Annotated in this window: 18 protein-coding genes; 11 read left to right on the top strand and 7 right to left on the bottom strand. The window is 69.7% G+C overall.

What is annotated here, in order from left to right; translation table 11 throughout:
* Nucleotides 1–76: 76 nt before the first annotated feature.
* The gene (locus IMZ11_RS04935; RefSeq protein WP_228637927.1) at nt 77–1,465 is read left to right on the top strand and encodes a M1 family metallopeptidase; all 1,389 of its coding nucleotides are present in this window, start codon (nt 77–79) and stop codon (nt 1,463–1,465) included.
* A gap of 9 nt (nt 1,466–1,474) precedes the next feature.
* On the opposite strand, the gene IMZ11_RS04930 is transcribed toward IMZ11_RS04935, so the two are convergent.
* A complete protein-coding gene (locus IMZ11_RS04930) occupies nt 1,475–2,929 on the bottom strand; it encodes a PucR family transcriptional regulator (RefSeq protein ID WP_228637924.1) in 1,455 nt (484 codons plus the stop codon).
* A 278-nt stretch (nt 2,930–3,207) separates the two neighbouring features.
* On the opposite strand from IMZ11_RS04930, the gene IMZ11_RS04925 reads away from it, so the two are divergent.
* The 4 genes from IMZ11_RS04925 to speB all read left to right on the top strand — a co-directional run bounded on the left by IMZ11_RS04925 (nt 3,208) and on the right by speB (nt 7,780).
* Entirely contained in the window at nt 3,208–4,005 is a 798-nt protein-coding gene (locus tag IMZ11_RS04925) for an MHYT domain-containing protein (protein ID WP_228637922.1), read from the top strand.
* A gap of 513 nt (nt 4,006–4,518) precedes the next feature.
* A complete protein-coding gene (locus tag IMZ11_RS04920) occupies nt 4,519–6,045 on the top strand; it encodes a cytosine permease (protein WP_228637920.1) in 1,527 nt (508 codons plus the stop codon).
* A 45-nt stretch (nt 6,046–6,090) separates the two neighbouring features.
* Nucleotides 6,091–6,762 carry a cyclase family protein gene (locus IMZ11_RS04915; protein WP_228637918.1) on the top strand — a complete coding sequence of 224 codons (672 nt, stop codon included), beginning with the start codon at nt 6,091–6,093 and terminating at the stop codon, nt 6,760–6,762.
* Between the two features lie 67 nt (nt 6,763–6,829).
* A complete protein-coding gene (gene speB, locus IMZ11_RS04910) occupies nt 6,830–7,780 on the top strand; it encodes an agmatinase (protein WP_061259086.1) in 951 nt (316 codons plus the stop codon).
* A gap of 44 nt (nt 7,781–7,824) precedes the next feature.
* Here the strand turns inward: speB and IMZ11_RS04905 are convergent, their stop codons facing one another.
* Nucleotides 7,825–8,313 carry an Lrp/AsnC family transcriptional regulator gene (locus tag IMZ11_RS04905; protein WP_061259087.1) on the bottom strand — a complete coding sequence of 163 codons (489 nt, stop codon included), beginning with the start codon at nt 8,311–8,313 and terminating at the stop codon, nt 7,825–7,827.
* Between the two features lie 222 nt (nt 8,314–8,535).
* On the opposite strand from IMZ11_RS04905, the gene IMZ11_RS04900 reads away from it, so the two are divergent.
* The 6 genes from IMZ11_RS04900 (at nt 8,536) to IMZ11_RS04875 (ending at nt 15,631) form a co-directional block, all read left to right on the top strand.
* The gene (locus IMZ11_RS04900) at nt 8,536–9,969 is read left to right on the top strand and encodes a gamma-aminobutyraldehyde dehydrogenase (protein WP_228637916.1); all 1,434 of its coding nucleotides are present in this window, start codon (nt 8,536–8,538) and stop codon (nt 9,967–9,969) included.
* Between the two features lie 48 nt (nt 9,970–10,017).
* Complete coding sequence (locus IMZ11_RS04895) at nt 10,018–11,160, top strand: ABC transporter ATP-binding protein (RefSeq protein WP_228637914.1); 1,143 nt, start codon at nt 10,018–10,020, stop codon at nt 11,158–11,160.
* Nucleotides 11,161–11,187: 27 nt separating this feature from the next.
* Nucleotides 11,188–12,447 (top strand): spermidine/putrescine ABC transporter substrate-binding protein, encoded by a 1,260-nt coding sequence (locus IMZ11_RS04890; protein ID WP_228637912.1) that lies wholly within the window; start codon nt 11,188–11,190, stop codon nt 12,445–12,447.
* The gene (locus IMZ11_RS04885) at nt 12,444–13,307 is read left to right on the top strand and encodes an ABC transporter permease (protein WP_228637910.1); all 864 of its coding nucleotides are present in this window, start codon (nt 12,444–12,446) and stop codon (nt 13,305–13,307) included. The genes IMZ11_RS04890 and IMZ11_RS04885 overlap by 4 nt, the downstream gene beginning before the upstream one ends.
* Nucleotides 13,304–14,083, top strand: a complete 780-nt coding sequence (locus IMZ11_RS04880; RefSeq protein WP_228637907.1) for an ABC transporter permease — start codon at nt 13,304–13,306, stop codon at nt 14,081–14,083. Before IMZ11_RS04885 ends, IMZ11_RS04880 begins: the two co-directional genes overlap by 4 nt.
* 153 nt (nt 14,084–14,236) lie before the next feature.
* Nucleotides 14,237–15,631: an FAD-binding oxidoreductase gene (locus tag IMZ11_RS04875; RefSeq protein WP_228637905.1), complete on the top strand. Its 1,395-nt coding sequence runs from the start codon at nt 14,237–14,239 to the stop codon at nt 15,629–15,631.
* Nucleotides 15,632–15,676: 45 nt separating this feature from the next.
* Here IMZ11_RS04875 and IMZ11_RS04870 read toward each other — a convergent pair whose 3' ends face one another.
* Genes IMZ11_RS04870 through IMZ11_RS04850 form a run of 5 tightly spaced genes read right to left on the bottom strand, consistent with a single transcriptional unit; the run spans nt 15,677 to nt 21,274 of the window.
* On the bottom strand, nt 15,677–17,551 hold the full coding sequence (locus tag IMZ11_RS04870) for a propionyl-CoA synthetase (protein ID WP_228637903.1): 1,875 nt from the start codon (nt 17,549–17,551) through the stop codon (nt 15,677–15,679).
* 25 nt (nt 17,552–17,576) lie between these two features.
* Nucleotides 17,577–18,458, bottom strand: coding sequence for an aryldialkylphosphatase (locus IMZ11_RS04865; protein ID WP_228637901.1), 882 nt, complete (start codon nt 18,456–18,458; stop codon nt 17,577–17,579).
* 9 nt (nt 18,459–18,467) lie between these two features.
* Nucleotides 18,468–19,148 (bottom strand): DUF998 domain-containing protein, encoded by a 681-nt coding sequence (locus IMZ11_RS04860; protein WP_228637899.1) that lies wholly within the window; start codon nt 19,146–19,148, stop codon nt 18,468–18,470.
* Nucleotides 19,145–20,392 (bottom strand): glycosyltransferase, encoded by a 1,248-nt coding sequence (locus tag IMZ11_RS04855; RefSeq protein WP_228637897.1) that lies wholly within the window; start codon nt 20,390–20,392, stop codon nt 19,145–19,147. Before IMZ11_RS04855 ends, IMZ11_RS04860 begins: the two co-directional genes overlap by 4 nt.
* Nucleotides 20,393–20,416: 24 nt before the next feature.
* Nucleotides 20,417–21,274: a DMT family transporter gene (locus IMZ11_RS04850; protein WP_228637895.1), complete on the bottom strand. Its 858-nt coding sequence runs from the start codon at nt 21,272–21,274 to the stop codon at nt 20,417–20,419.
* Between the last annotated feature and the right edge of the window lie 113 nt (nt 21,275–21,387).

The raw sequence follows: 21,387 nt of genomic DNA, 5'->3' as shown, positions 1-21,387 counted from the left end.
GGGGGCGCGTGTCGGCGCGGATGGCCATGAATCTCGTGTGACCAATCCGGTACGGCGATATAGCACCATAGGGCGCATGCTTCCCAGACGAACCCCCCTCGCCGCGATCGCCGCCGTCGCCGGCCTGGCTCTGATCGCCCCCACCGCCGCCCACGCGGACACGTTCACGCCCGGTACGGCCGGGCTCGGCGACCCGTACTTCCCGAACGCGGGCAACGGCGGTTACGACGTGGCGCACTACGATCTCGCGTTGCGGTTCAACCCGAAGACCCGCCATCTGAGCGCCACGGCCACGATCACCGCGACCGCCACCCAGGGCCTGTCCCGGTTCAACCTGGACTACTCGGGACCCAAGATCAAAAAGGTCGAGGTGAACGGCAAGAAGGCCGCGTACAAGCGCAAGGGCCAGGAGCTCGTGGTGACCCCGCAGAGCGGGCTGCCCTCGGGTGAGAAGTTCACCGTCAAGGTGGCCTACGCCGGCAAGCCGCGGGCGATCAACGACAAGGCCCTCGGCAAGGAGGGATGGATCAACACCAAGGACGGCGCGGTCGTCCTCTCCCAGCCCGACGGGGCGCGCAGCTGGTTCCCGGCGAACGACAACCCGACGGACAAGGCGACGTTCACGTTCACCGTCTCGACGCCGGTGGGGCTGACCGTCCTCGCGAACGGCGAACCCAAGAACCCGGGCATCGCCTCCGTGCGGAACGGCTGGTCCACGGTCAAGTGGGAGATGAGCCAGCCCATGGCGACCTACCTCGCGATGGTGGCGATCGGGAAGTTCAAGGTCACCGAGAGCACCGTGAACGGCATACTCAACCTCACGGCCTACGACCCTTCGGTGGCGAAGAAGTCGAAGTACCTGCACCGGACCACCGCCAAGGTCGTCGCGTGGGGCGAGAAGGTCTTCGGCGACTATCCCTTCTCCTCGACCGGAGGGATCGGAGACAAGGTCAACGTCCAGTACGCGCTGGAGACGCAGGGACGTCCGGTCTACGACGGCGGCCCGACGGACGATCTGGAGATCGTGCACGAGCTGGCCCACCAGTGGTTCGGCGACAGCGTCGGCCTGCGGAGCTGGAAGGACATCTGGCTCAACGAGGGCTTCGCCAGCTACGCCGAGTGGCTGTACGTGGAGCAGCACGGCGGTCCGAAGGCCGAGAAGACGTTCGCCCGCCTCTACAAGAACAAGAACGAGTTCTGGAAGGTCAAGACCGGCGACCCGGGCATGAAGAACATGTTCGACTGGGACGCCATCTACCAGCGCGGGGCGATGACGCTGCACGCGCTGCGCAAGAAGATCGGCGACGAGACGTTCTTCTCGCTGGTGAAGACCTGGGCGGAGCGCAACCGCCACACGACGGTCATCACCCGGGACTTCATCGACCTCGCCGAGGAGCTGTCCGGGCAGGACCTCGATCCGCTGTTCGACGCCTGGCTGTACAGCTCGACGAAGCCCGCCCTGTGACACCGGGGGTCACGGGACCCGGCCGAGCTGCTGGGCGGCGCGCATGGCGAGCCACACCTCGGTGAAGTCACCGGACGCGCCCAGGTCGCGGCCGGTCAGCGCGCCGAAGCGGCGCAGCCGGTACAACAGCGTGTTGGGGTGGATGTGCAGCGCCCGCGCGGCGTCGTCGGTGCGACGGTCCCGTTCCATCCAGGTCTGCACCGAGGCGATCAGCCCTGAGCCGTGGGCGGCGTCGTACCGCAGGGCGTCGCCGAGCACGTGCTCGACCAGGCCGGCCAGCACGCCCGGATCCTCGGGCAGCCACCGGCCGGTGGCGTCGTCGCCGTACGACACGACGGGCTGGCCGGACTCGGCGGCACGGGCGGCGGCCCACTGCGCCTCCCGCTGGGCGACCTTGAGCGAGGAGCCCGGCGGGAGCGGCCGGCTCGCGCCGGCCGTGATCCCGGGGATCTCGCGCAGCGGGGTCGCGTCGTGGGCCAGTACGTAGAGGTCCGGGTGGAGTCCGAGCATCAGGTGCGGATGCTCGTCGAGAGCCCGGACGACCGCGTCCTCGTCGGTGTTCCTGACCACCAGGAGCACGACGTCCACATCGGGTGACATGCCCATCCGCGCCAGCCTGCGCCGGGCGGTCGCCGGGTCGAGCACGTCCTGCAGCAGCTCGGCCAGCGTCTCCGCGCCCTGACGCCGCAGGGTCTCGCGCTCGTGCCGGACCATGGCGACCTGCAACGCGGCGACGGTGGCGATGTGCTGGACGACGGCAAGTCCGGCGGGCCGGGCGCCGTCGCGTTCGAAGGCCACCAGGAAACCGGCGGGGCCGCCGGGGGCGTTCACGGGGACCGCGAAGCCGCCGGGGATGGTGGGCGGGGCGTCCACGGAGGGCGGGAGCGACGCGATGTCCGGCGGGACGGGTACGCCGGGGAGCAGCGGCCGTCCCTGCGGGGTGCTCAGGTAGACGTCGTATCCCGACAGCCGTTCCAGCCGCTTGAAGAGCTGGGCGGCGTCGAGGCGCTCCGCGGCCAGCCAGCGCAGGGCGCCGAACACCTGCAACTGCGCGCCGAGCCGCTGCCGCGCGTCCTCCTGCACCGCCGCCGCCACCTCCTGCGCGACGGCGATGAACGGCACGGCCAGCGGCACCTCCAGGATCGGGAAGCCGCGCTCCTCGGCCGCCTCCAGGAAGGCCGGGTGGAGCGGCGGCACGTGCAGCCCGGCGCTCAGCGCGAGCGCGGCGACACCCGCGTCGTCGAGCCGGTACAGGTACGCCCGCTGCTTGGCGGCGCCGCGGGGCACCCCGATGCCGGTCGTCATGATCACTTCCGCGCCGAGCAGCCACGGAGTGGGGTCCTCCAGCTCGCTCACGTGCGCCCAGGAGACCGACCGCCCGAGACCGTGCTCGCCGGCCAGGACCCGGAGCTGCAGTGCGGGGAACCGGACCAGATCCTCCACTGTCAGCTTGTTGTCACCCACAATCACACGCTAGTTCTCCGTGCCCGTGCCGGTCGCCCGGGTACCCTCGCGGCGGCCGCGCGGGAGCGCCGCGGGAGGCCGAAAGCCATGCCCGAGGTTCCGACAAAATGCAAAATCGGGCTGCATATTGTCAGCGAATTCACGCTCCTCTCCCTCTGCGCCGCGAAGCAGGACCGGAAATGGCGCTTTCCGGAGTGGAAACGGCGCCCCCGGCGATCAGGTGAGAAACGATCTTTTGCCATCATGTCGCCGATCATCTCCTTGAAATGAGTAGCTCCGTGTCGCATATTGATCATTTCTCCCACGGCTTCACGACGCCCGCCCTGGCGTACGTGATGTCGGTATTCGGCTCGCTGATCGGCCTCCTGATGGCGGCGCGCGCCCGGTCGGTCGGGGGCACGTCCCGGCTGTGGTGGCTCACCGGGGCGGCGTTCTCCATCGGCGGGACCGGCGTCTGGGTCATGCACTTCGTCGCGATGCTGGGCTTCAAGGTCGCGGGCACGCCGATCCGCTACGACGTGTCCCTGACGATCGTGTCCGCGTTGATCGCGATCGTGGCCGTCGGCGGCGGGCTGGTGCTCGTCTCCTCGGGCGGCGGGCGGGCCGGTGCCCTGGTCCTCGGGGGCCTGCTCGCGGGGCTCGGCGTGGTGGGCATGCACTACCTCGGCATGGCGGCCATGAACATGTCGGCCCACGCGAGCTACGACCCGCTGATCGTCGTGGTCTCCGTGCTCGTCGCCGTGGCGGCGGCCATCGCGGCGCTCTGGTTCGCCGTCCGGGTGGATGGGGTCCGCGCCACCGTCGGTGCCGCCCTGCTCATGGGGATCGCGGTGAACGCCATGCACTACATCGGCATGTTCTCGCTGAGCGTCGAGCCCCTGGCGACCGGCGTCCTGCCGGGCGGGGCCGAGGCGGTCGACTTCCTGCTTCCCCTCCTGGTCGGGATCAGCCTGCTCACCATCGGCCTGCTGCTCGTGTTGTTCCTCTCGCCGTCGTCGCGCGAGCTTCGTGAGGAGGCGGAACTCGAGGCGCTGATCGCGGCCCGGCGGCGACGCACCTCCGACTGGCTGAGCTGATCTCCACGTTCTTCGCAGCGGCATCGGTGCCGGCCGTTCCGCGCGGCACCGGTGCAAGGAGGGATCAGTGAGGCAGAAGTTATTACAGTTCGCTGTATTGAAAATGGTCCCCCGGCATTACATGTCGGACCGCGGCGCGGGTTTCCGGGGAATTTCCTCGCCTGTGCGACGGATATGCTGAATCGTTACGCGTAATCAACCTCACGTGTTCCGCGGGTCGGGACGTGGCCGCTCGGTCCTCCCGATGGCCTTCTGTCGGCGTTCTGGTCGGCGTTCGGTCGGGGTTCTGGTCGGCGTTCTGGTCGGCGCCGCCGGGCGGGTGGTGAGCCGTTCGGCCCGGCGTCCGGCATGTCCGCGAGCGTCGGGGGGCGCGGTCGGCTTGTCGTCGGCCACAACTCCACGGCGATTCTCCGTGTCTGCCCCAATTGTCGATTGGTGACGGGTTCGCCGAGACTTGAGGGATCGCTGTCCTGACCAGGAACTTTGCATCCTGTAACCCTCATAGGAGAGGCCGTGGCCGAGGCGCCGTCGATTACCGAGATCGAGACATACGGGGTCGAGCGCATCCCCGACGCCGACCGTACGGCCCGGCCGCTGGACCTGTTCCGGGTGGCGTTCGGCGGTGCGAACACCTTCGCCACATGCGTGCTGGGCGCGTTCCCCATCCTGTTCGGGCTGTCGTTCTGGCAGGGTGTCGCCGCGACGCTCCTCGGCCTCGTCGTGGGCGCGCTGCTCCTCGCGCCGCTCTCGGTCTTCGGACCGACGAACGGCACCAACAACGCGATCTCCTCCTCGGCACATCTCGGCGTGCACGGGCGGATCGTCGGCTCCTTCCTGTCCCTGCTCACCGCCATCGCGTTCTTCTCGATCTCGGTGTGGTCCTCCGGTGACGCGCTCGTCGGCGGCGCCGCCCGGCTGGCCGGGCTGCCGGAGAACGAGCTGAGCTACGCCGCCGCCTACGCCGTGTTCGCGGCGCTCATCCTCACGGTCTGCGTGTACGGCTTCCGCTTCATGCTGTTCGTCAACAAGATCGCGGTAGCGGCGGCCTCGGCGCTGTTCATCCTCGGCGTCTTCGCGTTCGCCGGCGACTTCGACCCGTCGTACCCGGGCACGTTCGCCTCGACGGCGGACCCGATGTTCTGGCCGTCCTTCATCGGCGCGGCCCTGATCGTGTTGTCGAACCCGGTGTCGTTCGGCGCGTTCCTGGGGGACTGGTCCCGGTACATCCCGGCCTCGACGCCGCGCAAGCGGGTGATGATCGCCGCGTTCTGCAGCCAGATCGCGACCGTGCTGCCCTTCTTCTTCGGGCTGACCACCGCGTCGATCATCGCCACGAAGGCGGCGCCGTACCTGGACCTGGCGGCTCCGAACTACGTGGGCGGGCTGCTCGCGATCGCGCCCACGTGGTACTTCCTTCCCGTCTGCCTCATCGCCCTGATCGGCGGCATGTCCACCGGGACCACCTCGCTGTACGGCACGGGCCTCGACTTCGCCAGCGTCTTCCCGAAGTTCACGCGCGTACGGGCCACGGTCTTCATCGGCACGCTGTCCATCATCTTCATCTTCATCGGCCGGTTCGCCGCGAACCTGACGGCCAGCATCTCCACGTTCGCCACCCTCATCATCACGTGCACCGCGCCCTGGATGGTGATCATGATTCTGGGTTACGTCACCCGGCGCGGCTGGTACGACCCGGAGGCGCTGCAGGTCTTCAACCGGCGTCAGCGCGGCGGCCGCTACTGGTTCACCCACGGCTGGAACTGGCGCGGCATCTCCGCGTGGCTGGTCGCGGCGCTCACCGCCGTGCTGTTCACCAACATCCCCGGCCAGTTCGTCGGACCGTTCGGCGAGATCGCGGGAGGCATCGACATCTCGCTGCCGCTCGGCCTCGCGCTCGCGGCGCTCCTCTATCTCGGCCTGCTGTCCGCCTTCCCCGAGCCGCGCGCGGTGTACGGCCCGGCCGGCCCGCGCCTGGTGCGCGCGGCCGAGACCCCGGTGCCGCCTATCGTGGACGCCGACAGGGCCCTCGCGGAGGCGTAGGCCGTGTCCGGCGCATCAGGCCCTGCCGCGACCCAGGGGGACAGCGTGATCATCGATCTGTCGGTGCCCATCGTGACCGGGATGCCGGTCTATCCCGGCGATCCGAAGGTCGAGATCGGGCCCGCGCTCACCGTGGCGGCCGAGGGGGTCAACGTCCTCGGCCTGCACCTCGGGTCGCAGTCGGGCACCCACGTGGACGCGCCGTTCCACGTCGACGACGCGCTCCCCACACTGGACGACCTGCCGCTCGACCGTTTCCTCGGCCCGGCGTCGATCGCCGACGCTCGCGGGCTTCCGCCCCGCTCGCCCGTCCCGATCGAGGTCGTGGCCCGCGCGCTCCGGCCGGGGACGATCCTGCTGATCGCCACGGGATGGGCGTCCCGCTGGGGGAGCGAGGACTACCACGCCCATCCGTATCTCACCGAGGAGACGGCGGAGCTGATCATCCGGTCGGGGGTCCGCACGGTCGGGATCGACGCGCTGAGCGTGGACCCGACGCCCGCGGAGGACTTTCCCGCCCACCGCGTGCTGTGCGGCGCGCACGCCGTCATCGCCGAGAACCTGCGCCACCTCGACCGGCTCGTGGACCACCAGGTGGCGGGCCACGAGATCGAGGTCTCGCTGCTTCCGCTGCGCCTGCCCGGCGCGGACGGCGCGCCCGTGCGCGCCGTGGCCCGGGTGGGGCCGCACCACGACCGCACGAACCCGCCCGTGTGATCCGCCCGTGTGATCCGCCCGTGTGATCCGCGCGTGTGACCTGTCGATAGTGAAAGGACCGACCAGAATGACCGAGCCTCGGGGGCCTGTCGACTCCTCCCGCGTTCCGCGTTTCGCCGGCCCGGCGACCTTCGCCCGGCTGCCCCGCCTGGACGAGGTGGGACGCGCCGACGTCGCGGTCGTGGGCGTGCCGTTCGACACCGGAGTCTCCTACCGCCCGGGCGCGCGGTTCGGCCCCTCGGCCGTCCGTGAGGCCAGCCGCCTGCTCCGGCCGTACCACCCGGGCCTGGACGTCTCGCCGTTCGCGACCCAGCAGGTCGCCGACGCCGGGGACATCGCGTGCAACCCGTTCAACATCAACGAGGCCGTGGAGACCATCGAGGAGGCCGCGTCCGGCCTGGCCGCGGACGGGACCCGGCTGGTCACGATCGGCGGCGACCACACCATCGCGCTGCCGCTGCTGCGCGCCGCCGCCCGGCTCCACGGGCCGGTCGCGCTGCTGCACTTCGACGCGCACCTGGACACCTGGGACACCTACTTCGGCGCCGAGTACACCCACGGCACGCCGTTCCGCCGCGCCGTGGAGGAGGGCATCCTCGACACCGAGGCGCTCAGCCACGTCGGCACCCGCGGTCCGCTGTACGCCAAGAAGGATCTCGACGACGACAGGCGGATGGGCTTCGGCGTGGTCACCAGCGCCGACGTCATGCGGCGCGGCGTGGACGAGGTGGTGGACGCGCTCCGTCAGCGCATCGGCGACCGGCCGCTCTATCTGTCGATCGACATCGACGTGCTCGACCCGGCGCACGCGCCCGGCACCGGGACTCCCGAGGCGGGTGGCCTGACCAGCCGTGAGCTGCTGGAGATCCTGCGCGGCCTCGCGGGAAGCAACCTGATCGGCGCGGACGTCGTCGAGGTCGCCCCCGCGTACGACCACGCCGAGCTCACGTCGGTCGCGGCGTCCCACGTGGCGTACGACCTGGTCAGCCTGCTCGCTCTCAACGAGAAGCGGGCCTGAGGCAGAGAGATCACCGAATATGCGGTGATCATGGCGGCTCCGCCCTAGCGGGTGCCCCAGGTGTACGTCTGCTTGTGGAGCTTGAGGTAGACGAATGTCTCGGTCGCCCGCACGGTGGGGATCGCCCTTATCTTTCCGAGGATCTCCAGCAGGTGGCTGTCGCCCTCGCAGACCACCTCGACCATGATGTCGACGGATCCGGCGGTCAGCACGACGTAGTCGATCTCCTCTATGGAGGAGAGCTCCTGCGCCACGATGTCGAGGTCGCCCTCGCACTTTATGCCGATCATGGCCTGGCGGGGGAAGCCGAGCGTGAGCGGGTCGGTCACGGCCACGATCTGCATGACGCCGAGGTCGAGCAGGCGTTGCACGCGCTGCCGTACGGCCGCCTCGGACAACCCCACCGCCTTGCCGATGGCGGCGTACGGCTTGCGGCCGTCCATCTGGAGCTGCTCGACGATCTGCTTGGAGATGTCGTCGAGCACCACCGGACCGGATTTGCCGGTCGCGCGTACCTTGGGTGGAGTCGTCATCCCGGGGGAGTTCCTCTCTCGGAGGGGCTGCGTCAGGCGTAACGCGCCTGTGTTACGAGGCGGTTCCTGACATGTTGCCTTCCTGTTGTTACATGTTGTCAGTTCCGGCGCTTGTGTCAAGCGATTTCGTAGCGGTTTGGTATCTTCACCACGAAATCCCTTGTTAAGGCCAAGTTATTCTGTCAGAGTCGCGACAACCAGCACACCTCCAGGAGGTCATAGGTGACCACCCGTCTGCAGAACTTCGTCAATGGGAAGTTCGTCGACGCCGTGAGCGGCCGTTTCTCCGATGTGATCGATCCCACAACGGGTGAGGTCTACGCGCAGGCCCCGATCTCGGGCCAGGAGGACGTCGACGCGGCCTACGCCGCCGCGACCGCCGCTTTCGAGACCTGGGGTCAGACCACGCCCGCGGAGCGCTCCGCCCTGCTGCTGAAGATCGCCGACGCGATCGAGGCGCGGGCCGACGAGATCAACGAGGCCGAGTGCCGCAACACCGGCAAGCCGCGCGCCCGGATGGCGGAGGACGAGACGCCCGTCGCGGCGGACCACTTCCGCTTCTTCGCCGGTGCCGCCCGGACGCTGGAGGGCCCCACCGCCGGTGAGTTCCTCGCCGACCACACCTCAATGATCCGGCATGAGCCGATCGGTGTCATCGGTCAGGTCACCCCGTGGAACTATCCCATGATGATGGCGGTCTGGAAGATCGCACCGGCGCTGGCCGCCGGGAACACCATCGTCCTCAAGCCGTCGGACACCACCCCGGTCTCCACGGTGAAGCTCGCCGAGATCATCGGTGACGTCCTCCCCGCCGGCGTCTTCAACGTCGTCACCGGCGACCGGGAGACCGGCAGCCTCGTGGTGAGCCACCCCGACGCGTCGATGGTCGCGATCACCGGCTCCGTCGGCGCCGGCATGGCGGTCGCCAGGTCGGCGGCCGAGGACCTCAAGCGTGTCCACCTGGAGCTCGGTGGCAAGGCCCCGGTCGTGGTGTTCGAGGACGTCAAGGACATCAAGGCCGTCGCGGAGGCGATCGCGGGAGCCGGTCTCTACAACGCCGGCCAGGACTGCACCGCCGCCTGCCGCGTGCTGGTGCAGGAGAGCATCCACGACGAGTTCGCCGCCGCGCTGGCCGAGGCCGCGGCCGCCACGCGGATGGGCGGTCTCGACGACGAGGAGGCCTACTTCGGCCCCCTCAACAACGCGAACCAGCTCGAGCGCGTCTCGTCGTTCTTCGAGCGGCTGCCCGAGCACGCCACCGTGCTGACCGGCGGCCACCGCGTCGGCGAGAAGGGCTACTTCTTCGCGCCGACCGTCGTCGACGGCCTCCAGCAGGACGACGAGATGGTGCAGAACGAGGTCTTCGGCCCCGTCATGACCGTCCAGACGTTCAGCGACGAGGCGGACGCCCTGGCCAAGGCCAACGGCGTCAAGTACGGCCTGTCGGGTTCGGTGTGGACCACCGACCACGGCCGCGCGATGCGGATGTCCAAGCGCCTCGACTTCGGCGTGGTCTGGGTCAACACCCACATCCCGTTCGTGTCGGAGATGCCGCACGGCGGCTTCAAGCACTCGGGCTACGGCAAGGACCTTTCGGTCTTCGGACTGCACGACTACACGCGCGTCAAGCACGTGATGCACTACATCGGCGAATAGGCCGGTCGGCACAGCCGTACGGCCTCCTGAAAGAGGGATATGCCTGGAATGACAGAGATCCAGGCGGGTACGGGGGCAGCCGGTGTGGCTGCCTCCGACCAGGTGCCCGCCATCGAACTCGACGAGGTCGTCAAGGAGTACGTCTCACACGGTGAGGTCGTACAGGCCGTCAAGGGCGTCAGCCTGGCCATCGGCGAAGGCGAGTTCTTCTCCCTTCTCGGTCCGTCAGGGTGCGGCAAGACCACCTCGATGCGCATGATCGCGGGCTTCGAGGAGCCCACCCGCGGCGTGGTCAGGCTCCACGGGCAGGACGTCACGAACGTCCCCCCGAACAAGCGCGACATCAACATGGTGTTCCAGTCCTACGCGCTCTTCCCCCACATGAACGTGTGGGACAACGTGGCGTTCGGGCTCAAACGCAAGAAGATCCCCGACGGTGAGATCAGACAGCGCGTCGGCGAGATGCTCGAGATCGTCGACCTCGTCGGCCGGGAGAAGCGGCGCCCCCGCGAGATGTCCGGCGGCCAGCAGCAGCGCGTCGCCCTCGCCCGCGCCCTGGTCAACCGGCCGCGCGCGCTCCTGCTGGACGAACCCCTCGGAGCGCTCGACCTCAAGCTCCGCCAGCACATGCAGATCGAGCTCAAGCGCATCCAGCGCGAGGTCGGCATCACGTTCGTCTACGTGACGCACGACCAGAGCGAGGCGCTCACGATGAGCGACCGCATCGCCGTCATGAACGACGGTCTCGTGGAACAACTCGCCGGCCCCCGGGAGATCTACGAGCGGCCCGCGACCAAGTTCGTCGCGGGATTCATCGGGACGTCCAACCTGCTCGGCGGTGTCGTGCGTGCGGTGAACGGTGCCTCCGCCGTGCTCGCGCTCGGGCCCTCCGACCGTGTCGTCGTGCCGGTTCAGAGTGCCGTCGCCGAGGGTGACACGGTCGAACTGACCGTGCGCCCGGAGAAGATCACCATCTCGACCGAGCAACCCGGCGGGGACCTTAGCATGGTGGAGGGAACGGTCTCCGAGGTGGTCTACCTCGGCACCTACAACAGTTACGCGGTCGCCCTCGCCGGCGGCGCGGAGATCACCGTCTTCCAGCAGAACGCGCACGACAGCACCACCACGGCTGAGCGAGGCGACACGGTCTGGCTGTCCTGGCAGCCGCAGCACTCCTACGCGCTGCAGTAACACTCTCGAAACGGGAGCACGAACCCCATGAGTAACCCCTCAATGCAGGACCCCTCGTTCCTCCGTGGTCTGACCCAGCCCCGTCTCGGCCGCCGCGACGCCTTTCGCGTGGCCGGACTCTCCGCGGCCGGGCTCGCTCTCGCCGCCTGCGGGGTGAAGGGGAAGGGCGTGGCCCGGCCGACGACCTCCGCGCAGGCACAGTCCGAGGTGGAGAAGTACTGGGCGGACAAGGTCAAGAACGGCCACGTCGACTTCGCCAACTGGCCGCTCTACATGGACCCCAAGCAGCCGGAGCTGAAGAAGTTCACCGAGCAGACCGGGATCACGGTGACCTACAAGGAGGTCATCCAGGAGACCCCGAGCTGGTTCGCCAAGATCCAGCCGCAGCTCGCGGCGGGGCAGTCCATCGACTACGACCTGATGGTGGTCACCAACAGCATCCAGCTCACCCAGCTGATCAAGCTGGGCTACCTGGTCCCGCTCGACCACTCCAAGATGCCGAACTTCACCAAGAACGTCGGCGAGCGCTACAAGAACGAGGCCTTCGACCCGGGCAACGTCTACACCGTCCCGTGGGCCTCCGGCATGACGGGCATCGCCTACAACCCGAAGTACGTCGACACGCCGCCCACGAGCTACGCGGCGCTGTGGGATCCCAAGTACAAGGGCAAGGTCGGCATGATGTCGGACTCCCAGGAGATCGCCAACTTCGCGATGTTCCTGCTCGGCATCGACCCGGAGAAGTCGACCCCGGCCGACTGGGACAAGGCGGCGGCCAAGCTCAGGGAGCAGCGCGACTCCGGAATCGTCCGGAAATATTACGATCAGTCGTACATTGATCCGCTGGCCAAGGGTGACATCTGGCTCTGCCAGGCATGGTCGGGCGACGTCTTCCAGAAGAACCTCTCCGACGGCACGGACCTGAAGTTCGTGATCCCCGAGGAGGGCGCCACCATCTGGACCGACAACTTCATGATCCCGAAGACGGCCGCCAACCCGGTCGACGCGATCACGCTGATCGACTTCTTCTACGAGCCGGTCAACGCGGCCAGCCTGGCGGAGTACATCAACTACGTCCCGCCGGTCCCCACGGCCAAGGAGTTCATCCTCGCCGACGCGGCCAAGGCCTCCGGTGACGACAAGAAGACGCTCGAAATGATCGCCGAGAGCCCGCTGGTCTTCCCGAGCCCCGAGGTGTACAGCAAGCTGCGCACCTACAGGACGCTCGCGGACGCCACCGAGCAGAAGCAGTTCGAGAGCACCTTCCAGCCGATCACCACGTCATGAGCAGGGTGAGGGCGGCGCTGACGCCGTACGCGCTCATCTTCCCCGGCGGTGTCTGGCTCGCGATCTTCTTCGTGGTCCCGACGGTCGTCATGCTGTCGTTGTCGCTCCAGTCCGGCAACGTCGCCGACGGGTTCGTCTTCACCTGGAACTGGCAGTCGTACGTCGACGGGCTGACGAACTACCACGACCAGATCATCCGCTCGCTGGTCTACGGCCTGGCCGCGACCGTGATCCAGATCGTCATCGGCTTCCCCGTGGCGTACTGGATCGCGTTCAAGGGCGGCAGGCACAAGTCGATCTACCTGTTCCTTCTGCTGCTGCCGTTCCTCGTGTCGTTCGTGCTGCGGACGATCTCGTGGCAGTTCCTCCTTTCGGACAACGGCATGCTGCTCGGCCCGCTGAAGAACATCGGGTTGCTGCCGGACGACTTCCGCATCCTGGCCACGCCGTACGCCGTGATCGGCGGACTCGCGTACAACTTCCTGCCGTTCATGGTGCTGCCGATGTACGTGGCGCTGGAGCGCATCGACCCGCGGGTGCTGGAGGCGGCCAACGACCTGTACGCCGGTAAGTTCCAGACGTTCCTCCGCGTGGTGCTGCCGCTGTCACTGCCCGGCGTGTTCGCCGGGGTGCTGATGACGTTCGTGCCGGCCAGTTCGGACTACGTCAACGCGTCCGTGCTGGGCGGCACGAGCACCACGATGATCGGCAACGTCATCCAGAACCAGTACCTCGTCACCCAGGACTATCCGACGGCGTCGGCGTTGTCCTTCACACTGATGGCGCTGCTGCTGCTCGGCATCTTCGCCTACGCGAAGGCCCTCGGCACGGAGGACGTGCTGGAGGTGGCGGCGCGATGAAGATCTTCCGTGGCCGCGGGCTGCAGATCTACACCTGGCTCGTCATCGCCTGGCTGGTCGTCCCGATCGCGGTGATGATCCTCTTCGGGTTCAACGACACCAAGGGCCGGTACAACACCTCGTTCCAGGGCTTCACCCTCAAGTGGTACGGCAAGCTCTTCGAGATCGGCGACCTCACCGAGGCGCTGGTGAACTCGCTGCTCATCGCCGTGCTGACGATGGTGATCGCGGGCGTGCTCGGATCGCTCATCGGTCTGGCGCTCGGCCGCTACCGCTTCCGCGGGGCCGGCGCGATGAACGTCATGATGTTCGCGGCCATCTCCTGCGCCGAGATCGTGATGGGCGCGTCCCTGCTCTCGCTGTTCGTCACCCTCGCCGTCCCGCTCGGCTTCTGGACGATCGTGATCTCCCATGTGATGTTCTCGATCTCGTTCGTGGCCATCACGGTCCGGGCGCGCGTGATGACGCTGGACGCCTCGCTGGAGGAGGCGGCCAGGGACCTCGGCGCGGGCACCTGGACGACGTTCCGGCTGGTGACGCTGCCGATGATCTTCCCGGGTGTGATGGCGGGGTCGATGCTGGCGTTCGCGCTGTCCATCGACGACTTCGTCATCACCAACTTCAACTCGGGCGGCAAGGTGACGTTCCCGCTGTGGATCTGGGGCGCGACCCGCGTGGGCATCCCGCCCCAGGTCAACGTGATGGGCACGCTGATCTTCGCGGTCGGCCTGCTGATCGCCGTGGGCAACGCGGTCGTCGCACGCCGCCGCCGATAGCCCGACCGGAACCCCCTCGCCGCGCGCGAGGGGGTTCCGCCGCATCCGCACTCAGGGAGAGGTGAGATCAGAGCGAGGGGGAACCCGCGCGCGATCGGCCGTACACGGGATCGCGCAACCAATCAACTGAACAAAACGTAGGGAAGTGGAATTGTGGATCCGCTGAAGGCTCTTGCTGACGCGGAGCGCACGCCGTACTGGCTGGACCAGTCAGGGGCACCGGAGCCGTCGCCGCGGCTCACCAATGACATCACCGCCGACCTGGCCGTCGTCGGAGGTGGATTCTCCGGTCTGTGGACCGCGCTGATGGCCAAAGAGAGAGACCCATCGCGGGACGTCGTCCTGCTGGAGGGCAAGAGCGTCGGCTGGGCCGCCTCCGGGCGCAACGGAGGATTCTGCGCCGCCAGCATCACCCACGGGCTCGCCAACGGTATGGAGCGCTGGCCCGAGGAGATCGCCACTCTGGAACGCCTCGGGCGGGAGAACCTCGACGAGATCGAGGCGTCCGTCGACCGGTACGACATCAGCTGCTCGTTCGAGCGGACCGGCGAACTGAACGTCGCCACCGAGGAGTGGCAGCTCGACGGGCTGCGCTCGGCCGAGCGGGCCGCCGGGGAACTGGGGACGGACGTCCGCTACCTCGACCGGGACGAGGTGCGGGCCGAGGTGAACTCCCCGACATACCTGGGCGCGATGTGGCAGCGGGACTCCGTCGCCATGGTCGATCCGGCCCGACTGGCCTGGGGCCTTCGGGACGCCTGCCTCCGGATGGGGGTGCGGATCTTCGAGCACACCCCGGCCCGGTCCATCACCGACGGCGGGGAGCGGCTGGAGATCGTCACCCCGCACGGGACCGTCAGGGCCCGCAACGTCGCCCTCGGCACGGGCGTCTTCGCGCCGCTGCTCCGGCGCCTGCGGCACTTCCTCGTCCCGGTGTACGACTACGTCCTGATGACGGAGCCGCTGCCGGACCGGAAGCTCGCCGAGATCGGCTGGCGCAACCGGCAGGGCATCGGCGACTCCGCCAACCAGTTCCACTACTACCGGCTGACCGACGACAACCGGATCCTGTGGGGCGGCTACGACGCCGTCTATCACAACGGCGGTCTGATCAAACCGGGATACGACCAGCGGGACGCCACCTTCGAGAAGCTGGCGCGGCATTTCTTCACCACGTTCCCGCAGCTCGACGGCATTCGCTTCACCCACAGGTGGGGCGGGGTGATCGACACCTGCAGCCGGTTCACCGCCTTCTACGGCACCGCGTACGGCTCCCGCCTCGCGTACGCGGCGGGGTACACCGGCCTGGGGGTCGGCGCCACCAGGTTCGGGGCGAACGTCATGCTGGACCTGCTCGGCGGCGAGAGCACCGAGCGGACCCGGCTGCGCATGGTACGGACCAAGCCGGTGCCGTTCCCGCCGGAACCGGCGCGGTCGGGGGTCATCCAGCTCACCCGCTGGTCGATAGCGCGGGCCGACGCCCATCAGGGGCGGCGCAACCTCTGGCTGCGCACGCTCGACGCCATGGGACTCGGCTTCGATTCCTGACGGCGTGACCGGCGCTCCCCCCCCGCCGGGGGGAGCGCCGGCTCGCTACAGACCGAGGGTCGAGCGGAGCGCGTCGAGGACCGCGGCGTCCTCGATGGTGGAGGGCACCGGTTCGTCGGCGCCCTCGGCGATGCCCCGCATGGTCTTGCGGAGGATCTTGCCGGACCTGGTCTTGGGCAGCCCGGCGACGACGTCCACCCGCTTCAGCGCGGCGACCGCGCCGACCTGCTCGCGGACCAGCGCGACCAGCTCGGCGCACAGCGCGTCGTGATCGGTCGTGACGCCGCTCTTGAGCACCACGAAGCCGCGGGGGACCTGACCCTTGAGCTGGTCGGTGACGCCGATCACCGCGCATTCGGCCACGGCCGGATGGGTGGCGAGCGCGGCCTCCATGGCGCCCGCCGACAGCCGGTGCCCGGCGACGTTGATGACGTCGTCCGTACGGCCCATGACGAACAGGTAGCCGTCCTCGTCGAGATAGCCGCCGTCACCGGTCAGGTAGTAGCCGGGGAACGCGGACAGGTACGACGCGATGTACCGCTCGTCGTCCGCCCAGAGCGTGGGCAGGGTGCCCGGCGGGAGCGGCAGCCGTACGCAGATCGCGCCCTCCTCACCGGGACCGCACGGCTCTCCGAGCGGGGTGAGGACGCGCACGTCGTATCCGGGGACGGGCACCGTCGGCGAGCCCGGCTTGACCGGCATGGGATCCAGCCCACGCAGGTTGGAGGCGATGGCCCAGCCCGTCTCGGTCTGCCACCAGTGGTCGATCACCGGGATGCCGAGCTTCTCCGCGGCCCAGTGATAGGTGTCGGGATCCAGCCGCTCCCCGGCCAGGAACAGCGTGCGCAACGACGACATGTCGTACTTCTCGAGCAGGACCGCGGACGGGTCGTCCCGCCTGATCGCCCGGATCGCGGTCGGCGCCGTGAACAACGTGTTCACCCCGTGCTCGGAGACCACCCGCCAGAACGCCCCGGCGTCGGGGGTGCCCACCGGCTTGCCCTCGTAGAGCACGGTCGTCGCGCCGAGCAGCAGCGGGCCGTACACGATGTAGGAGTGCCCGACGACCCAGCCGACGTCGGAGGCCGCCCAGAACACCTCGCCGGGACGCGTGTCGTAGACGTTGCGCATGCTCCACAGGAGCGCGACGGCGTGCCCGCCGTTGTCCCGCACGACGCCCTTCGGCTTTCCGGTCGTGCCGCTGGTGTAGAGGATGTACAGCGGGTCGGTGGCCGCGACCGGCACGCAGGCGGCGGGCTCGGCCGACGCCATCGCCGCGTCCCAGTCCAGGTCGCGTCCCTCGTGCAGTTCGGCGCGTTCCTGCTCGCGCTGCAGGATCACGCACCTGTCCGGCGTGTGCCCGGAGAGCTCCAGCGCCGCGTCCAGCATCGGCTTGTACGGAATGATCCGGTTCGGCTCGATGCCGCACGACGCGGAGACGACGACCTTGGGCCGCGCGTCGTCCAGCCGGAGGGCCAGCTCCTTGGGCGCGAAGCCGCCGAAGACCACGGAGTGGACGGCTCCGAGGCGGGCGCAGGCGAGCATCGCCACCACCGCCTCCGGCACCATCGGCATGTAGATCACGACCCGGTCGCCCTTGGAGACGCCGGAGTCGCGGAGCACCCCCGCGAACCGCGCCACCTGGTCGAGCAGCGCCGCGTAGGTGTAGCCGCGGCAGACCCCCGTCATCGGGCTGTCGTAGACGAGGGCGAGACGGTCGCCGTGGCCGGCTTCGACGTGCCGGTCGAGGGCGTTGTAGCAGGTGTTCAGCTCCCCGCCGGGGAACCACTGGTAGAAGGGCGGGCGAGCGGAGTCGAGGGCGCGTTCGGGCTCGCGGTACCACGTGACGGCGGCCGCCGCCTCTCTCCAGAAGCTCTCGGGATCCTCGACACTGCGCGCATGGACGTCGGCGTACGGCATAGCGCCATTTTCGCCCCGGCCGCGTTCAGCGGTCGAGCCCAGTGAGCCAACGCAGCGGGTTGCGGTGAGTGATCAGTGCGAGGGTGTCCTCGCCCGTCCCCGCGGCTCGCAGCGCGGGAAGGAGCTCCTCGAACAGCCGGCCGTACCCGTGCCCGCCGTAGGCCCGGACGTCCCCCTGCCGGGAGACGCCGCTGCTGAGCAGGATCCGCGCGGCGTGGCCCGCCTCGACGAGGGCCAGCGCGTGCTCGGCGTCGGTCACGGCGACGTACGCCCCCGACTCGGCGATTTTCCGCTGGATGAGGGGATCGGCGGCGCGCGCGCTCAGCCGGCCAGGGGGAACGCCCTCGGCCAGCAGCCTCTCCAGGATGTCGAGGCCCTCGGCGGCCACCGGCAGTTCGGTGCGCGTGGACGCCCGGGCGGCGGCGGTGATCGCGCGCGCCTCGGCCGGGGTGGGGGTCTCACCCCACGCCGCCGCGACGATGATCCCGGGGCGCGCCGCCGTGCCGTCGAGGCCGGTGCCGATCTCCCTGAGCAGGTCGGCCGTGAGATCGTCCACGCCGTACCGGCGGATCAGCTCCCCGCTGAACGGCTCGGCGGCGAACCCGGTCGCGGCGACCACGGCGACCCTCGCCGCGGTCGCGACGCGCGCCAGCGAGGTGACGTCGCGGCCCATGCCGAGGCAGGTGTGCTCGACGACCAGGGCGAGCGCCTGTTCCCGGCCGAGATCCGTCAGCTCCGAGGTGACGTGCGCCTCCTCGTCCAGCCACCGGTACGGGTCGGACTCGCCGCCCGTTCCCCAGCGCGTGTCGGTGCGCAGATGCTCACCGGGGAGGACGGGCCCCTCGATCAGTGAGACGGGCAGGGCGCCCGTGACGGTCTGGACACGGGGGAAGTACGCCTCGGACATGCGGGGACACTAGCGGATGTTTCCCCTGGCGAGCGACCTAGAGGGGGTGGACCGCCTGATCGCGGACGGGCGGACTCGCGTGGCCCCCGCCGCCATGGCGAGCACCAGCACGACCTCGGAGATCACCAGGAACCGCTCGACGAGGCCGTAGAACGCGGCGCCGCCGGTCAGCGTGGCGACCGGGGAGCCGGGATGGTTCAGCAGGAACACGACCAGGATGAGCACGGAGACCATGCTGGCCGCGGTGAGCACACGGCCGATGTTCCTCCAGCCGGGCAGTGCCCTCGTCTGCCTGGCCAGGATCCATCCCGCGCACGGCAGGCCGGTGAACACCAGCGCCGTGGACCAGCGGTGGATCTCGCCGGTGGCCGAACTGACGCCCATCGAGGGATCGGTCGGGAACAGCGCGGTCAGCGCCAGCGCCACCGTGATACCCGCGAGCAGCACCCGCGCCGCCGCGCTCCGTGCCGGCTCCACCTTGGCCAGCACGTACGTCACGCCGGCCGTGCCCGCCCCCAGCGACAGGACGCCGAGCGCGAACAGGGGACCCGCGCCGTCCACCCAGGCGTAGTCGCTGATCACAGCGTCCATCGGGTCGACGGTGCCGGGGAAGGCGACATGCAGCCAGATCATGACGCTGAGAGTGAGGATCGGGCCCGCGACCGCGATCCGCCTGCCCGTTCCGGTCACGTTCGCACACTCCTCGTCGCGAGTTCCGTGTAGATCTCCTCGAATCGGGCGAGCGACCGTCGATGGTCGTGGGGAGCGGCCAGGGCGAGGCTCGCCCGTCCCATGGCGGCCCGCAGCCCCGGGTCCGTCAGGATCGCCGCCAGGTGCCGGGCCATGGCCCGCACGTCGCCCGGCGCGTACAGACGGCCGTTGCCGTCCACGAGATGCGGCAGCGCCATCGCGTCCGCGGCGACGACCGGGAGGCCGCTCGCCATCGCCTCCAGGGTGGCGATGCTCTGCAGTTCCGCGATCCCCGGCATGGCGAAGACGTCGGCCGCCGCGTAGACCAGGGGCAGATCGGCGTCGGGGACGAACCCGAGGAAGCGCACCCGCTCGCCGACCCCGGTCCTGGCCGCGAGCCGCTCCAGGGTGGCCCTTCGCCCACCGGTCCCGGCCAGTACGACCTGCGCGTCCACCCGGTTCAGCACCTGCGGCAGGGCGAGGACCAGGTCGTCCAGGCACTTCTCCTCGTCCAGGCGGCCGACGAAGAGGACGGTCGGCAGGTCGGGCAGCCCGAACCGCTCGAGCGCCCGGCTCCGGTCCCACGGCCGGGGCTGGAACCGGTGCAGGTCGATGCCGCAGGAGACGGCCTCCACCTCACCGGTGAACCCCTTGGCCGAGAGCAGCCCGGCGGCGATCCGGGTGGGCGTGGTGACGCGGTCGGCGCGGGAGAACACCTGCGTGAAGTCCCGCCAGGCCATCCGGCCCACCCGGTCCCGCAGCCCGGCGGGGACGTGCGCGAACTGGAAGAGGTTGTCCGGCATGAAGTGGTTGGTCGCGACCACCGGGAGCCCGGCGCGCCGGGCCGCGCCGACGGCGGCCCGTCCCACGACGAAGTGTCCCTGGACGTGCACCACGTCGGGCCGCACCCGCTCGATCAGCCGCGACATCGTACGGCCGAGCCCGGCGGGGACGCTGACCCGCATCGTGGGGTGGACGAGGAGAGGCGCCGACCGCAGCCGGTGAACGGTCACCCCGTCGGCGGAATCGCCGCGCGGCGGCCCCGTGTCGGAGGCGCAGACCACATGGACGTCGTCCCCCCTCGCGGCCAGCCCGGCCGCGAGCCGGTGGGTGAAGTACGCGGCGCCGTTCACGTCCGGCGGGTAGGTGTCCGTCGCGATCAGCACGCGGCGTCCCGGTCCGGCGGGGGAGGCCGGGCCGGCGTTCTCCGTGTTCGGCGAGTTCAGGATGTGCACGGCGGTCATGGGGTTCTCCGATGGGTGCGGTGGTCAGGAGGGGGCGGCCGCCCGGGAGAGCGGTGTGGTGCGGGCCAGCGCGACGGTCCCCGCCCCGGCCAGTACGGCGGCCGCCACGGCGGCCAGGGTGTTGACGGGAAGCGGCTCGCCGAGGAGGAGCACGCCGAAGGTCACCGCCGTGAGCGGGTCGGTCACCTGCAGCGTGGCGAAGGCCACGGGGAAGTACCCGCCCGCCTCCGGGTCGCGGGAGGGCGTCGCGTACGCGCGCTGGAGCAGCATCAGCGCGGCCAGGGCGGGCAGCGGAAGCGCAGCGAGCAGCCACGGGTCCCATCCGCTCCCGTGGACCACGACCCGGTCGACCAGGACCCGGGTGATCGTCGCGGTCGCGCCGTACATGACGCCCGCGCCGACCGCCAGCAACGCGGTGCCCAGCGCGGGAGCGGCACGACGGGCGACGGCGAAGCAGGTCAGCGCGGCGAGGGCGGCCCCGGCGAGCATGGCTGCCCCGCCCGGCCCGGTGAGCGTCGGGGCACCGGTGGGGGCGGGGACCAGCAGGACCAGGCCGATCAGCCCGGCGGCCACCACGGACGCGGCGACGAGTTCGGCGCGCGCCGGCCTGCGGCCGTGCAGCGCGGCGGCGATCGGCAGCGCGAACAGGAGGCTGGCCACGCCCATCGGCTGCACCACGGTCAGCGGTCCCAGGCTCAGCGCGACGATGTGCAGCGCGCCGCCGGTCAGGACCGACACGCCGCCGAGCAGCCAGCGCGGCCTGCGGAGGAGGAAGCGGAGGCGTGATTCTCCGGCACGGGCCGCCTCGAACTGCTGCAGCGCCGCGCCCAGTGCGAAGAACAGGGAGCCCAGCAACGCGACGGCCGCCGCCAGCACGATCATGGGCTACTCCTCTCGCTTGTATGACGACACGGGGACATGGCCGGAACACCTCGCGTGGACGGCCGGAAAGGGAACGTGAGACCAATCCCGAGCGTGCTCCACGCCGCGGGGGC

Origin of the sequence: Microtetraspora sp. AC03309 (genome assembly GCF_020826795.1) — a bacterium.
GTDB classification, from domain to species: Bacteria; Actinomycetota; Actinomycetes; order Streptosporangiales; family Streptosporangiaceae; genus Microtetraspora; species Microtetraspora glauca.
The sequence above is the reverse complement of the archived record's forward strand: the minus strand, read 5'-3'. Positions and strand labels throughout refer to the sequence as shown.

Excerpts from the sequence above, each read along its gene's own strand:
- IMZ11_RS04935 (WP_228637927.1), top strand. The coding sequence starts at position 77 with ATGCTTCCCAGACGAACCCCCCTCGCCGCGATCGCCGCCGTCGCCGGC.
- speB (WP_061259086.1), top strand. The coding sequence starts at position 6,830 with ATGACCGAGCCTCGGGGGCCTGTCGACTCCTCCCGCGTTCCGCGTTTC.
- IMZ11_RS04905 (WP_061259087.1), bottom strand. The coding sequence starts at position 8,313 with ATGACGACTCCACCCAAGGTACGCGCGACCGGCAAATCCGGTCCGGTG.
- IMZ11_RS04895 (WP_228637914.1), top strand. The coding sequence starts at position 10,018 with ATGACAGAGATCCAGGCGGGTACGGGGGCAGCCGGTGTGGCTGCCTCC.
- IMZ11_RS04890 (WP_228637912.1), top strand. The coding sequence starts at position 11,188 with ATGAGTAACCCCTCAATGCAGGACCCCTCGTTCCTCCGTGGTCTGACC.
- IMZ11_RS04885 (WP_228637910.1), top strand. The coding sequence starts at position 12,444 with ATGAGCAGGGTGAGGGCGGCGCTGACGCCGTACGCGCTCATCTTCCCC.
- IMZ11_RS04880 (WP_228637907.1), top strand. The coding sequence starts at position 13,304 with ATGAAGATCTTCCGTGGCCGCGGGCTGCAGATCTACACCTGGCTCGTC.
- IMZ11_RS04870 (WP_228637903.1), bottom strand. The coding sequence starts at position 17,551 with ATGCCGTACGCCGACGTCCATGCGCGCAGTGTCGAGGATCCCGAGAGC.
- IMZ11_RS04865 (WP_228637901.1), bottom strand. The coding sequence starts at position 18,458 with ATGTCCGAGGCGTACTTCCCCCGTGTCCAGACCGTCACGGGCGCCCTG.
- IMZ11_RS04855 (WP_228637897.1), bottom strand. The coding sequence starts at position 20,392 with ATGACCGCCGTGCACATCCTGAACTCGCCGAACACGGAGAACGCCGGC.
- IMZ11_RS04850 (WP_228637895.1), bottom strand. The coding sequence starts at position 21,274 with ATGATCGTGCTGGCGGCGGCCGTCGCGTTGCTGGGCTCCCTGTTCTTC.